This is a genomic window from Pseudomonas sp. GW821-FHT01E10 (assembly GCF_059422365.1).
Map to the genome: position 1 here is coordinate 461,445 of NZ_JBWKWT010000001.1, position 14,937 is coordinate 476,381.

General features: G+C 60.9%; 7 protein-coding genes and 1 tRNA gene. 7 read left to right on the plus strand and 1 reads right to left on the minus strand.

The genetic code is table 11. From position 1 onward, the window contains the following. The first annotated feature begins 51 nt into the window (after window positions 1-51). The 3 genes from galE (at window position 52) to AC07V0_RS02125 (ending at window position 4,802) form a co-directional block, all read left to right on the plus strand. Window positions 52-1,116, plus strand: a complete 1,065-nt coding sequence (gene galE / locus AC07V0_RS02115; protein WP_064617481.1) for a UDP-glucose 4-epimerase GalE — start codon at window positions 52-54, stop codon at window positions 1,114-1,116. After that, the gene (locus AC07V0_RS02120) at window positions 1,113-2,585 is read left to right on the plus strand and encodes a family 16 glycosylhydrolase (protein ID WP_495019342.1); all 1,473 of its coding nucleotides are present in this window, start codon (window positions 1,113-1,115) and stop codon (window positions 2,583-2,585) included. Before galE ends, AC07V0_RS02120 begins: the two co-directional genes overlap by 4 nt. 219 nt (window positions 2,586-2,804) lie before the next feature. Next, window positions 2,805-4,802: a peptidase U32 family protein gene (locus AC07V0_RS02125; RefSeq protein ID WP_086945655.1), complete on the plus strand. Its 1,998-nt coding sequence runs from the start codon at window positions 2,805-2,807 to the stop codon at window positions 4,800-4,802. A gap of 171 nt (window positions 4,803-4,973) precedes the next feature. Here the strand turns inward: AC07V0_RS02125 and AC07V0_RS02130 are convergent. Then, window positions 4,974-5,048, minus strand: a tRNA-Gln gene (locus tag AC07V0_RS02130). 224 nt (window positions 5,049-5,272) lie between these two features. On the opposite strand from AC07V0_RS02130, the gene AC07V0_RS02135 reads away from it, so the two are divergent. The 4 genes from AC07V0_RS02135 to AC07V0_RS02150 all read left to right on the plus strand — a co-directional run bounded on the left by AC07V0_RS02135 (window position 5,273) and on the right by AC07V0_RS02150 (window position 14,821). Continuing rightward, window positions 5,273-6,385, plus strand: coding sequence for a CapA family protein (locus AC07V0_RS02135; RefSeq protein WP_086945656.1), 1,113 nt, complete (start codon window positions 5,273-5,275; stop codon window positions 6,383-6,385). Between the two features lie 154 nt (window positions 6,386-6,539). Continuing rightward, window positions 6,540-8,279, plus strand: a complete 1,740-nt coding sequence (locus tag AC07V0_RS02140) for a dipeptidase (protein WP_495019343.1) — start codon at window positions 6,540-6,542, stop codon at window positions 8,277-8,279. Window positions 8,280-8,436: 157 nt separating this feature from the next. Further along, window positions 8,437-10,413 carry a metallophosphoesterase gene (locus AC07V0_RS02145; protein WP_086945658.1) on the plus strand — a complete coding sequence of 659 codons (1,977 nt, stop codon included), beginning with the start codon at window positions 8,437-8,439 and terminating at the stop codon, window positions 10,411-10,413. Window positions 10,414-10,624: 211 nt separating this feature from the next. Further along, complete coding sequence (locus AC07V0_RS02150; protein ID WP_495019393.1) at window positions 10,625-14,821, plus strand: DUF5801 repeats-in-toxin domain-containing protein; 4,197 nt, start codon at window positions 10,625-10,627, stop codon at window positions 14,819-14,821. The last annotated feature ends 116 nt before the right edge of the window (window positions 14,822-14,937 follow it).

Genomic DNA, 14,937 nt, shown 5'->3' on the forward strand with positions numbered 1-14,937 from the left:
GCCCACATTCTCCTGACTCGCGCAATTTCCTTGTGACAGGAACGCCTCATCATGCACAAAACCACGTTGATTACCGGCGGGGCCGGATACATCGGCTCGCATACCACCCTGACCCTGATTGACGCCGGTCAACAGGTGCTGGTCCTCGATAACTTGTGTAACAGCTGCCGCGAATCGCTCGCGCGCCTGGAGTATCTGACTCGCAAGCGAGTCGACTTCATTGAAGGTGATATCCGCGATAACCACCTGCTCGATGAAATCTTCAGCCGCTACGACATCGATGCCGTGGTGCACTTTGCCGGTCTCAAATCCGTGGAGGAAAGCATTCGAAAGCCGCTCGACTATTACGCCAACAATGTCATTGGTACGCTCAATCTTTGCCATGCGATGGCCCGATTCGAGGTCTTCAAACTGGTGTTCAGCTCATCGGCCACGGTGTATGGCATTCCCCGACAGATACCGCTCATTGAAGATCTAGGCACAGGCAAACCGATCAATCCCTATGGTCGTACCAAGCTGCTGATCGAAGAGTTGCTCACCGACTTGTGCCTGTCCGATCCGCAGTGGAGCATTGCGGTGCTGCGCTACTTCAACCCGATTGGTGCTCACGATAGCGGGCTGATCGGGGAAAACCCCAATGGCAAGCCCAACAATCTGCTGCCTTGCCTGACACGAGTCGCGATGAGGCAAATGCCCGAACTCACCGTATACGGCAGCGACTATCCCACTGTCGACGGAACGTGCGTGCGCGATTACGTCCATGTGGTCGACCTTGCCGAAGGCCATCTCAAAGCGTTGCGGGCGTTGCAGAACAGAAACGGTATCCACGTCTGGAACCTGGGAACAGGCATTGGCCACAGCGTGCTGCAAATCATCCGCAGCTTCGAGGACATTACCGGTATTACCATCCCGTTCCGGTTCGCGCCGCGCCGTGTCGGCGATATCCCCGAATGTTGGGCCGACCCCACCAAGGCGGGGCGTGATCTGGGCTGGTACGCACAGCGCGACCTGATGCAGATGATCATCGACACCTGGCGATGGCAAATGTGTAATCCGCACGGATACCGCTCCCAACCCGGATTGGCCGCATCGATTGTGTTAAAGCAATGGGTATGAGCAGGTACATCCTTTTGGCAGCCCTGGTATCGGTTGTGTGCTACGCGTCGGGGGGCACTCCCCCGCCGCTGGCCAACGGCCTGGTGCTGTGGCTTGACGCTGCCGATGCTTCAAAAATGACCTTCGATGCCCAGAACCACCTCCTGCGGTGGCACGACAAGTCCGGCAAATCCAATGACGTTACCGTAGACGATGCCGCAGGCGCCGCACTTCCGCTGCGTGTGGAGGACGCCATGAATGGCCATTCGGTGGTGCGTTTGAGTGGCTCGTCGGCGTTCCTTGGCAAGACAATTCGTGCCGCAAAAGGCCCCATGACCTTATTGATCGTGTCACGCAGACTGAACGGGCAAAGCGGCGGCGAGACCTGGCAGCGGCTGTTCAGCTCGCGCCCGTGGATCGCTGAAAACGACAACGTGGCACCAAATTTCGCGATCAGCGTGCAACAGCCCTCCGCCTACGCCCCGGCCCTCTTCGTTCTGGAACTCAACGACGTGCCTATAGGCCCGTTTGCGGTGGGGCGCAATGTGGTCGGTAGCACTGAAGACTTGCGTGGCGACATCGCGGAAGTGTTGGTGTACGACCGTCACCTGGCCTCTCTGGAGGAACGGCAGCGCGTGTTTCAGTATCTGGCGCAAAAGTGGTCCGTCGCTATCCCCAAGGCTGCCAATTCCTGGACCCGTATCGGCCCCCTGGACGCTGTACCGCAGCGGATCAATGCCGAACTGCCGTTGTCCGATCAGGCCAATGTCGGCCAATGGAGGGTGGACAGCCAATTTTCCGACGACTTCAACGGTGCGACCCTTAACACCAGTCGCTGGCACGTCAACAATGCCACGGGCACCGAATCGCTCGGGCGTAAACCGGCGCTGTTCACGCCGAACAATGCCTACCTGAGCGATGGCCATCTGAACATCGTTTTCCGCAAGGAAAACGTGCCGCAAAAGTACGTTCGGCTGGGTTACCAAGGCTATAGCTCGGCGATGGTCCGCACGATCAAGCGCAGTTTTTACGGCTACTACGAAGCCCGCGCCAAACCCATGGAATCGGCGGGCTCCAGCGCCTTCTGGCTAGCGTGGACGGGGCTTGCCGACAATGCCACGGAGATCGACATATTCGAGATAGGCGGCAAGACCAAGGGCGCTGCCTTCGACCGTCTATACAACATGAACGCCCATGTCTGGGCCACGCCACAAAGCACCGCCCACCTCAGCGACGGCAGCAGCTGGATCGCCCCGTGGCGCCTGGCCAGCGACTTTCATGTCTACGGTTTTGACTGGCAACCCGACACCTTGCGCTGGTACGTAGACGGCGTCCTGGTGCGAGAGGCCAAAAACACCCACTGGTTCTTCCCGATGCAAATCAACTTTGACAGCGAGGCCATGTGGAATTGGTTCGGCGTTGTCGACGACGCCGATCTGCCCTCCACTTTCAGCGTGGACTACCTCAAGGTGTGGCGGCGCGGTCGATAGCCGGGTCTTGATCCAGCGTCTTTGAATTTGATCCTTCCCCTTCCATCCTTGCTCAGCGGCAGATTCACTACATCAGCCATCGGATTCGGCCAAGGGATGAAGCCGATGGTTATTCGTGTTGCTCAGCGGACAAACGCCATCGGGCAGCACATGGGTGCCGGTCAGGCGTTTCGCCGCTACAATGCGCACCTTGACCGTGACAAGCCAGACTAAAAAAACATGTCCCTACCCAAGCATCACCTGGAATTGCTCAGCCCCGCCCGCGACGTGGCCATCGCCCGCGAGGCCATCCTGCATGGCGCCGACGCGGTGTACATCGGCGGCCCGAGCTTCGGCGCCCGCCACAACGCCTGTAACGAGGTGAGCGATATCGCCCAATTGGTGGAATTCGCCCGTCGCTATCACGCGCGGGTGTTCACCACCATCAACACAATCCTGCATGACAATGAGCTGGAGCCGGCGCGCAAGCTGATCCACCAGTTGTATGACGCCGGCGTCGATGCGCTGATCGTCCAGGATCTGGGCGTGATGGAGCTGGACATTCCGCCGATCGAGCTGCACGCCAGCACCCAGACCGACATCCGCACCCTGGCGCGGGCAAAGTTCCTCGATCAGGCCGGTTTCTCGCAGCTGGTACTGGCCCGCGAGCTAAACCTCCAGGAGATCCGCGCGATTGCCGACGAGACCGACGCGGCCATCGAGTTTTTCATCCATGGCGCGCTGTGCGTGGCGTTCTCCGGCCAGTGCAACATCTCCCATGCGCAGACCGGCCGTAGCGCCAACCGTGGCGACTGCTCCCAGGCCTGCCGCCTGCCCTACACCCTCAAGGACGAAAAAGGCGGTGTGATCGCCTACGAAAAACACCTGCTGTCGATGAAGGACAATAACCAGAGCGCCAACATCCGCGCGCTGGTGGAAGCCGGTGTACGCTCGTTCAAGATCGAGGGGCGCTACAAGGACATGGGCTATGTGAAGAACATCACCGCCTACTATCGCCAGCGCCTGGACGACGTCCTCGAAGACCGTCCGGACCTGGCTCGCGCTTCCAGCGGCCGCACCGCGCACTTCTTCCTGCCCGATCCGGACAAGACTTTCCATCGTGGCAGCACCGACTACTTCGTCAGCGAGCGCAAGATCGACATCGGCGCCTTCGACTCGCCGACCTTCACCGGCCTGCCGGTGGGCGTGGTGGAGAAAGTCGGCAAGCGCGACCTGCTGGTGGTCACCCACGAACCGCTGTCCAACGGCGACGGCCTCAATGTGCTGGTCAAGCGCGAGGTGGTGGGCTGGCGTACCAACATCGCCGAACCGAAAGGCGAGTTCGAAGAAGACGGTGAAAAGCGCTACCGCTACCGTGTCGAGCCCAACGAAATGCCAAAGGGGCTGCACCAGTTGCGGCCGAATCACCCGCTGAGCCGCAACCTCGACCACAACTGGCAGCAAGCCCTGCTCAAGACCTCCGCCGAGCGCCGGGTGGGTCTGGCCTGGGTCGCTCGCCTGCGTGAGGATCGCCTCGAACTGACCGCCACCAGCGAGGAAGGTGTCAGCGCCAATGTCGCCCTCGACGGTCCATTCGGCCTGGCCAACAAGCCGGAACAGGCCCTGGAGCAACTGCACGACTTGCTCGGCCAATTGGGCACCACGCAGTACCACGCCACGGATATCAAGCTGGATGCACCGCAGGCGTATTTCATCCCGAACTCGCAGCTCAAGGCTTTGCGCCGCGAAGTCATCGAAGCGCTGACCACGGCCCGCATCGAAGCCCACCCACGGGGTGGTCGCAAGGCCGAGACCAATCCGCCACCGGTGTACCCGGAGTCCCACCTGTCGTTCCTGGCCAACGTCTACAACCAGAAAGCCCGCGACTTCTATCACCGCCACGGCGTCAAGCTGATCGACGCGGCCTATGAGGCTCACGAGGAGACCGGCGAGGTGCCGGTGATGATCACCAAGCACTGCCTGCGCTTCTCCTTCAACCTCTGCCCCAAGCAGGCCAAGGGCGTCACCGGCGTGCGCACCAAGGTCGCGCCGATGCAGCTGGTGCACGGTGACGAGGTATTGACGTTGAAGTTCGACTGCAAGCCTTGCGAGATGCACGTGATCGGCAAGATGAAGGGGCACATCCTTGGTCTGCCGCAACCGGGCAGCGTGCAGCCGGTTGTCGGGCACATCAGCCCTGAAGACCTGCTCAAGACCATCCCTCGCGCGCCCCACTGAGTGACGGGCGAGCGCGCCGCTACGGCGTCGCGCTCGCTGTGTTCGGAGGGATATTTAACCGACACAAAAAAACGCCAGGCCGAATCGGCACTGGCGTTTCTCGTAAACACGACCATCCAGGACTCGCGCAATACCGCCGACTGAGTCATGACTGGATGAGTGTAAGGAAAATGGCAGGGGCGGCTGGATTCGAACCAACGCATGGCAGGATCAAAACCTGCTGCCTTACCGCTTGGCGACGCCCCTGTAGCTGTTGCGACGAGTGCCTGGCACTCTCTTTCTGAATGTGCAGCTTGCGAGCAATATCGAGCTGCTGCGTCCCTACGCTGCAAGCCCCGTAAGGGCCTCTGCAAGAACGCGCGGAAATTTATCAACTTTCGCTGCATCTGGGAAGCCCAAAAACAAACTAATTTGTTTTAAAACAGAGATTTACTGTTGATCCAGGCTATTCGGGATATCCGGAGGGTGCCATGGCAGCCGTTACCGATACGCTGAAGCTGTTTCTCACCGGCGATGTCATGACCGCCCGAGGCATCGACGCAGTGCTGCCGCATCCTGGCGATCCACGGCTTTACGAAGACTACGTCAAGAAAGCCGGCGATTACGTCCGGTTGGCAGAACGACACAATGGCCCGATTCCCCGCCCGGTCGATTTCACCTATATCTGGGGCGTTGCGCTGGATGAGTTCGAACTTCGCCAGCCACACGCACGCATTATCAACCTGGAAACAGCGGTGACCCGCCGCGGACGACCGGAGCCAAAGGGCATCAATTACCGCATGAGCCCGGGGAACTTCCCGGCCATCAGTGCCGCCGACATCGATTGCTGCGTGCTGGCCAACAACCATGTGCTGGACTGGGGCGTGCCTGGCCTGGCCGATACGCTGGCCACCCTGGCGAACAACGGCATGTGCAGTGCCGGCGCCGGGCTCAACCGACAATCTGCCGAAGCGCCCGCCCTGCTGCCGTTGTCTGGCGGACAGCGCTTGCTGGTGTTTGGCCTCGGCGCTCCCGACAGCGGCATTCCACCGCAGTGGGCCGCCACGGATAGCCGCGCGGGCGTCGCGCGGCTGGAAGATCTGTCGATGCAAAGCCTGCGCCCTGTGGCCGAACGAATTCTCAAGTACAAAAATCCGGGGGATCGGGTGGTGGCCTCCATTCATTGGGGCGGCAACTGGGGGTTCGAGATCCCGCAGGAGCAGGTCCGGTTCGCCCATGCCCTGATCGATGAGGCCGGAGTTGACGTGGTGCATGGCCATTCCTCGCACCACGTCAAAGGCATCGAGGTGTACCGCGAGCGCCTGATTCTCTATGGCTGCGGGGATCTGCTGAGCGATTACGAAGGCATCGAGGGCCACGCAGATTATCGCGGCGACCTGGGGCTTCTGTACTTTGTCTCGCTGGCCCCGGACGGACGCCTGCAGACGCTGGAGCTGATACCCACTCGCCTGCAGCGCTTTCGCCTCTGTCGCGCCGAAGGGGATGACCGTCAATGGCTGCAAGACACCCTTTCTCGCGAGTGCAAACGCTTGGGCAGCAGCCTCCAGACGGGCGCGCAAAATACCTTCGAGTTGCGTTGGTAGGCTTTTTCATTTCTGCGTCGCTTTTGCATTTCTGTGCGACAGATCGCACTTCAGGTACTCCCGTACTACTCCCTCTTGGTGTTAATTTGGAAAAGTTTCTGACTAATCAATCAGATATTTCCTACCAACCACCTGCAAAGGAATGCCCCCAGCAATGGACTTTTCACTTAAGCAACTGGCTGCGACAACCCTGATGCTGGCCAGCCTTTCGTCGTTCACCACCTCAGCGCACGCCAACATTACCCCGCAACAGAGCGCGACCATCCTCAAGACCTTCAGCGATGCATCGGTAACGGATTTCAGGCAGTTCCTGGAACGCCTGGCCAAGAGCGAGCTTGCCAAAACCGGCAACCTCGGCCCGACAATCAGTGCTTTCCAGGGCAACAAGCCCCTTTCCGCTGAACAGCAGAACGAGATTCATCGCCTGCTTGGCCTCTATGCGCGGGTGAAGTACGGCAACGCTGCTACCGAGACCTTGCGCGAACTGGTGGCAATCCCGACCTTCCGCGTAGACGGCGTGGCCCAACACGACAACCCTGAATTCATCAAGATCGGCGACAAGCTCAAGGGCCTGGCCCAGGCCTTCAACCTGAACTTTCGCAATATCGACAACCGAGTCTATGAAATATCCCTCGAAGGGGCTGGCGACGAAATCGTGGGCATTCACGCACATGCCGATGTGGTGCCCGTGACGCCGGAGAACTGGGTCTTGAAAGACGGCACCCGCCTCGACCCGTTCAAGGTCACCCTGGTCGGCGACCGTATGTATGGCCGAGGCACCGAGGATGACAAAAACGGCATCGTGGTCGCGCTCTACGCCATGAAGATCATCAAGGAAGAGAAGCTGCCGCTGGCTCGCCATTTCAAGCTGCTGGTAGACACCACCGAGGAAACCACCGGCGACGCCATCCCCTATTACTTCGAACACAACCCGACACCCAACTACAACCTGGCGCTGGATGGCGGCTACCCGGTGGTGATTGCCGAGAAAGGCTACGGCACCGTCATGGCGAACTTTGCCCTGCGGAGCGCTCAGGGCAAGGGCGCCGAAATCACCTCAATGACCGGCGGCCTGGCAACCAACCAGATTCCGTCAACGTCGGTCGCTACCCTTGTGACTGACAAGCCCGCCGAACTGGCCGCCAGCCTGCAGAAGGCAGGTAGCGATTATGCCAAGCGCAATGGCGGCAACTTCGAGGTGACCGCCAAGCTCGTCGGCAAGGACGTCAAGCTCACGGTCACCGGCGTTTCCGCCCACTCCTCCGAGCCCGAGTCAGGCATCAACCCGGTGGCACGGATGCTGGGCTTCATCAACAGCCTCGACGGCAAGGTCGCGCTCAAGCGCAACCACATTACCGACGCCGCCCGTTATGCCGTCGACAACTGGGGACTGGACTACCTGGGCGGCAAGTTGGGGGTCGGTTTTTCCGATGCCTTCATGGGGCCGCTGACCACCTCCCTGACCTATGTCGGGATGGATGAAAAAGCCTTCAAGCTTGCGGTCAACCTGCGCGTGCCGAAGGGCAAGTCCCCGGAAGCGCTCAAGGCTGAAATCGCCGAAAAGCTGGGTGCCTGGAGCAAGAAGACTCACATTGCAGTGGCCTTCGACTACAAGATCGCCGAGCCGATGTACCGCAACCCCGAAGGTGAATGGGTCAAAGCGCTGTTGGCGGTGGCCAGCGAGAACCTTGGCATGGAACACAAGTTCGGTACCTCAGCCGGCGCCACTTCGGTCCATGAGCTGCCCAACGGCGTGCAGTTCGGCTTGGCCAGGCCCGAGCTCAAGTACACCGGCCATAACGACAACGAGTTCAAGACCGTCGACCAGTTCCTGCTGGACCTGCAGATCGTGACCGAGATGATGGGTCGCATCGGGCAGTTGCCGACACTCTGATCCCCCGTCCGGACCCGCCATTCTGGCGGGTCCATCGTTTTTATCGTCTTGCCATGAACCGGCGGTTATCGCATAACTGACCTATTCTGAATCAACCGACAAGAAGTCAAACCCCACCTGATGTACCCGGACTCTTTACAGCAATGGAGGCTAGGCGATGAAGGAGCAATCGATTGAGTTCCGCCCTGGAGAGGGACACTTTGAAGAGGGGCACTCTGCGCTCCTCGCCATGACCCACGCCACCCAATCTTCTACGACCAATAGCCGCATCGAACTTTACACCCAGGAGTCGATGGTCAACTGGTTAGGCCCGTTTCAGCTCATGCGCACGGGCATGCAATCGGCCGCCGCCACCACCATGGGTGCCTTCGCGGACCCTCGCGATGTGCTGGCCATGCTCAACCCCCGGGGCTCTAACCCACCCATTCAGGTGGCTGCCGACGGTGACGTGTGGATCGACTATCTGGCGGATACCGGCGATGGCTGGGACTCCACCTATTCCATGGCGCTGTGCGTCAGCCAGGATGTCAAGTTGCCGGAGCTCACGCTGCCGCGCGGCGACGTGCTGCTGCTCGGCGGCGATCAGGTCTACCCCACACCGGCCCAATCCGGCTATCGCACCCGCTTCCTCGATCCCTTCCGCGCGGCCTTTCCCGCGCCGGTCCCCAAGGTTCGCCCGAATGAGCAGGACCAGCCCGTGCCGCAGCCAGGTGCACCGTGGATGGTGGCGACGCCCGGCAACCACGATTGGTATGACGGCCTGCGCGGGTTCTCCCAACTGTTTTGTGAGCAGAAGCCCATCGGCGGCTGGGAAACCCGTCAACACACCAGTTACTACGTGCTGCAGCTGCCCAATGGCTGGTGGATCTGGGGCCTGGACCTGCAATTGGAGTCGATGATCGACCGCCAGCAGAAGCAGTACTTCGAAGAGATGCGCGCCAAACTGCAGCCAGGCGACCGCGTGATCCTCTGTACACCCGAGCCGAGCTGGGTGGATGAGGCCGAACGACTCGCACGCGTGGGGCGCAAGACCCTGCCCTCGATCGAGACCCAGACCTTGCGCTTCAGCAGTCTGCGCGAGATCGAGCAGCTCTTGGGTGACCACTTGGCGGTGGTCCTGGCCGGAGACTCGCACCACTACGCGCGCTACCAGCCAAAAGCCGGCAGCCAGGCACCGCAACGCATCACCTGCGGAGGCGGTGGCGCCTTCCTGCATGGCACTCATCAACTTCCAGATCCGCCCGAGCCGATCAGCGTCGGCGGAACGCCGCAGCACTACGAGCTGGCGGCAACCTACCCGGATAAAAAAACCTCCGAGCAGCTGCGTAACCGGGCATGGCGGCTACCCACCCACAACCTCTCGTTCTGCGGCATGCTGGCGATCTTGTACTTGCTGTTCGACTGGATGGTAGAAAGCGCCAGCAAGGTGCCCCATCCGGCGCGCGATAATCGCAGCCTGGTCGAGGTATTGTCTGGCCTCGAAGCCTCTATTCCCAACCTGCGCGAGGTATGGCGACAGCTGGTCCTGGTCCTGGCACACAGTCCTTCGTCGGTGATGCTCGCCGTGACCATTGTGCTGGGCTGCGCAGTGCTCTCAGCCGCCGGGGTCAAACGCACCCGAAAGCTTGCCTATGGCGTCGGGGCCGTTCACGGGTTGCTTCACCTGGGACTGGCGATCGGGCTGCTGTGGCTCATGGGCCGTATCAACATCCACTACTTGCAGTTCGAGGTAGAAAACCTGCTCCAGGTCTTGTTGTTCCTGGTGGGGACACTGGTGCTCGGTGGTAGTTTGGGAGGCCTGCTATTCGGTGCCTGGATGGTCATGGCCAACACTTTATGGGGGCTACATAGCGAAGTGGTTTTTTCCTCGCAACGCATCGCCGACCACAAATGCTTTCTGCGCATGCACTTCAACGGCGACCAACTCACCCTCTACCCGCTCAAACTGGAGAAGGTCTGCCGGCGCTGGTCCGTGGCGTCGGGAGTCGCCAAACTGGCGAAGGTGCAGCGCACCTGGAGGTTGCGGGCAACGCCTGAAAGCACTGGCCCGCGCTTCGTGCCGGCCTCGGGCGAGCTCGAACTGCGGCTGATCGAGCAGCCCATCGTGATTCGGCGTGGAGGAACCAGCTCATGAGGTCGCCCCCGCCGCCGTCTTGTGCTCATTCACAAACGTAATATACGACGTTACTCCTTCGCGCCCTCCTCCTCTTTCCCCTCCCAAGTAGTCTGAAACTCCCATCCCGCATGGGAGTTTCGGCCGATGCGCAATCCCCGGCGCTTCTCCATAGTTGCGACCAAAGGTCAACGGTCAGGCCTCGATGACCGCAATTGCTCTGGAGAAAGTCATGGCTACCGGCGAGCAAAATTCATCGCTAACGGGCGATCCGACCCCCCTATACATTCCGACCCTCGACTCAGTGGTCAACGCTCTCAGCGTTGTGACCTCTGGCGCGAGCGTTACGCTGGACGAAACGGCCGGGTTGCAAAACAGCACCGCCACGCCAAGCCCCGCGGGAGACGCTGACGACAATGACATTTTGCTGGCCTCCCTGCCCTCGACTTTCTCTACCCGTTTGACCGCACTGGGTGCAGGTACCGCAATGGGTGCGGCCTTGAGTGGCTATACCGGCGCCGTGGGCAATACCGGCAGCAATGCGTTCAGCGTCACCGCCGACCCTGGAGCAACCATTACCAACGTCAGCTTCGTCGACAGCACTGGCGCACTGCTCAATGGCGTGGACAGCGGACTGGACACCCTCGATGGCACCAGCATCCTTCTCTATACCGATACGAGCAACGACAACATCCTGGTGGGCCGAGCCGGGAGCGCAAGCGGCGCAATCGTGTTCGCGGCCTATATCGAAGAAACCGGATCGCCACTCTCGGGCGGCAAGATCTGGACCGTGGAGTACCAACCGCTCAAGCATCCAGATGCGACGAACCCCGACGATGCGGTCAATCTGCTGAATAAGGTGTTCATCGGAGCCGGTCAGGACGCGGAATTCAGTCTGGCCAATGCGCCGTCGGGTCAGCAGTTGTTCCTGATGTTCACGACCGCGGGCGCGACGGCCGATGCGAACGGCCGGATTCCCGGCGTCTCGATCGTCGTCACCGGCAGGGATCCGCTGGATCAGTCGGCAAGCAGTGCTGCCATCACCAGCGCCGACACGGTTAACAGCAGCCAGGGCGGCGGCAGCACAACCCTGGGCACCAACAACCAGGCGATCACCGAACAGGAAGGCCTGCGCTTCAGCTTCGTCACCGGTGCCAAGGCGGACTTCACAGTCCCCAACCTGAGCCCGGGCGAAGCGGGTGTCGAACAGAACATCGACTTCACCCAGTACTTCGGCGCCCGCTCCGCGACCTTCAAGATCGTGCAGGAGACGGGCGGCACGACTGCGAAGCTCTTGCTCACCGCCGTCAAGAACGCCGACAACGTCAGCGGGTCGCAGAGCGGTGTCAACTTCGTCAACAGCTACGCCAACGACAGCACCGAAAAGGTCGCGATCACCAACGGCAGCGTCACCGTCAAGACGTTCGCGGGCGCCACCGTCAGCACCGCCGTCATCACCTACAACGCCGACGGCACGGTGCTGATCACCGGCGTTCCGACCGACTCGCAGATCACCTACAGCACGGCGACCGACCACAACCGCGTGATGATCGAGAACGCCGGGTTGCTGACCGACAAGAACGGCGACAAGACGCATGCTGACTTCGACATTGGCGGCTTCAAGGTGCTGCAGTCCAGCACCTCAACCGCCGAAATCGGCTCCAAGATGATCTTCGAGGACGACGGGCCGAGCATCAGCACCACTGGCACCGAACCGACGCTGACAGTCGATGAAACGGTGCTGGCGACCAACGATACCAAGAGCTTTGCCGCCAACTTCACCTCGGCGTTTGGCGCTGATGGTGCGGGCACGCTGACCTATGCCCTGGGCGTGGTCGCGGGAGGCTCAGGGCTGACCGACACGGCCACCGGTGAGGCAGTCAACCTGTCGCTCAACGGCGCAGTGGTCGAAGGTCGCACGGCCACCACCAACCTGCTGGTGTTCACGGTCAGCGTGGCTGCTAATGGCGACATCACCCTCGACCAGATCCGCGCCGTGGTGCATCCCGACGCGACCAATCCCGATGATTCGAAGACGCTGACCTCGGACAGCCTGGTGACGCTGACGGCGACCAAGACCGATGGGGACGGCGACAGCGTCCATGCCACCCTCAATATCGGGCAGAACCTGGTGTTCAAGGATGACGCCCCCAGCATCAGCACCACCGGCACCGAGCCAACGCTGACAGTCGACGAAACGGTACTGGCGACCAACGATACCAAGAGCTTCGCCGCCAACTTCACCTCGGCGTATGGCGCTGACGGGGCTGGCACCCTGACCTATGCGCTGGGCGTGGTCGCGGGCGCCTCAGGGCTGGTGGACACAGCCACGGGCGAGGCGGTGAACCTGTCGCTCAATGGCGGCGTGGTGGAAGGCCACACAGCCACCACCAACCTACTGGTGTTCACCGTCAGTGTGGCCGCCAATGGCGACGTCACCCTCGACCAGCTCCGCGCCGTGGTGCATCCCAATACCACCAATCCCGATGATTCGAAGACCCTGACCGCGGACAATCTGGTGACGCTGACGGCAACCATCACTGACAAGGACGGCGACAGTGCCCAGGCGACCCTCAACATCGGCCAGAACCTGGTGTTCAAGGACGACGGACCGAGCATCAGCACCACCGGCACCGAACCGACGTTGACGGTGGATGAGACGGTGCTGACCACCGACGCCACCCAGAGCTTCGCGGCGAACTTCACCTCGGCGTATGGCGCCGACGGTGCGGGCACGTTGACCTATGCGCTGGGCGTGGTGGCGGGTGCCTCCGGGCTGACCGACACGGCCACCGGTGAGGCAGTCAACCTGTCGCTCAACGGCGGCGTGGTGGAAGGCCGCACAGCCACTACCCATCTGCTGGTGTTCACCGTCAGCGTGGCCGCCAACGGTGACGTTACCCTCGACCAGCAACGGGCCGTGGTGCATCCCGATCCAACCAATCCGAATGATTCGACGAGTCTGTCCTCGGACAATCTGGTAACCCTGACGGCGACCAAAACCGATGGAGACGGCGACAGCGCCCATGCCACGCTCAACATCGGCCAGAACCTGGTGTTCGAGGACGACGGCCCTACACTTGCCTTTGGCAACCTGATCGGCACCGGTAGCATCCTTCCACAAACAGGGTACTGGGATCACTCGGCCGGAGCCGACGGATTGGGGGCAACCGGACTGGATATTTCGTTGGTGAATAACCAATTCACCCTCGTCCGGCCAGACAACACGACCACCACCGGCACCGGCACGCTCACCGAGCAATCGCCGTCACCGGACGTCAACGGCGCCTACCATTTCGCAGGCACGTTGACCGGTGATTTCGACAACAACGCCGCCACCGCGAATACCAGCGTCGACTACACGCTGACCGCCTACACCAATGGCAGCTATACACTGGACCTGGTGCAAGGCTTCAGTTCGCAGATCGTGCTCAGTAGTGCCGACGGCTCGCTCAGTGCCGGCGGCCCGGATCCGGTGCGCACCTTGTTGATTCCGACGACGAATGACCCGACCATTCCTTCGGCCTCCGAGGAGATTGTGTTCTTTTCCGCCAAGGCGACGGCGTCGACTTCGGACATCCTGACCGGCATCGGGCTAGGGAAACCCGACCCCACCGAAGCCCAGCTACAGACCAATCCCCTACCGTCGTACATTGACCCGGCCGCCATGAACGTCAGCACGTCCGGCATCGGCGTCGGCAATAACATTCTCCAGGGAGATAACCTGGCGGCCATCAGTTCTGCCGATGAAAGTTTCGTGATCAATCCGGAGACCCTGCTGGCGGGCATGAAGATCTTCATCGACAACTCCGTGGGAGGTTACAACACGGCAACCGAAGACCTGTACTACAGGGCCTACTATGAGGATGGCACGTTCTCGGCCCTCACCGAGGTGAACACCGTGACGCCGGAGGCCGGTGGACAGGTGTCCTTCCTCGTTCAGCAACAAGGCACGAAGTTGATTGATGCGGTTCAGCTCACGATGGGCCGAGGCGATGTCAAGATCCCGGTGATCCAGTTCATTCAGCCGACCGAAAGCCTGGCCAGCGATATCAAGCTGGCGTTCAACGCGACGCTGACGGACAAGGATGGGGACTCGGCGACGAGTGGTTTCGACGCCAACCTGTTCGCCAACGACTTGGGCGCCACCTTCGACTTCACGCTGGTGGGCACAAGCGGTGAGCGGGATGCCTTCAACGTCGATTTGTCACTCACCCAGAACAAGTACCAGATCACCGGCTTCGATGCGAGCGCAGGGCTGCGCGACACGCTGGTGCTCAACGGCGACCAGAGCGCCGTTGTGCAGTCGATCGACAACAGCGGTGCAAACAGCATCGTGACGATTGCCGAAACGGGCGGACAAATCACGACCATCACCTTGGTCGGGGTTGATGTTCTGAATACCGACATTGTCCATGGCAGCGCCTGAGGCAGCGCGTGTGTGAAAGGATGCGAGGGTGACGAAAGTCACCCTCGCATTGTTTTTGCAGTTCCAAAATGAGATCGGCACGGATCGCATTCGCTGTGGATCCTGGAGCACCACAA

What these genes read in the sequence shown, in the direction of transcription:
- AC07V0_RS02145 (WP_086945658.1), top strand. Translation starts at nt 8,437, where the DNA reads ATGAAGGAGCAATCGATTGAGTTCCGCCCTGGAGAGGGACACTTTGAA.
- AC07V0_RS02150 (WP_495019393.1), top strand. Translation starts at nt 10,625, where the DNA reads ATGGCTACCGGCGAGCAAAATTCATCGCTAACGGGCGATCCGACCCCC.
- AC07V0_RS02125 (WP_086945655.1), top strand. Translation starts at nt 2,805, where the DNA reads ATGTCCCTACCCAAGCATCACCTGGAATTGCTCAGCCCCGCCCGCGAC.
- AC07V0_RS02120 (WP_495019342.1), top strand. Translation starts at nt 1,113, where the DNA reads ATGAGCAGGTACATCCTTTTGGCAGCCCTGGTATCGGTTGTGTGCTAC.
- AC07V0_RS02135 (WP_086945656.1), top strand. Translation starts at nt 5,273, where the DNA reads ATGGCAGCCGTTACCGATACGCTGAAGCTGTTTCTCACCGGCGATGTC.
- AC07V0_RS02140 (WP_495019343.1), top strand. Translation starts at nt 6,540, where the DNA reads ATGGACTTTTCACTTAAGCAACTGGCTGCGACAACCCTGATGCTGGCC.
- galE (WP_064617481.1), top strand. Translation starts at nt 52, where the DNA reads ATGCACAAAACCACGTTGATTACCGGCGGGGCCGGATACATCGGCTCG.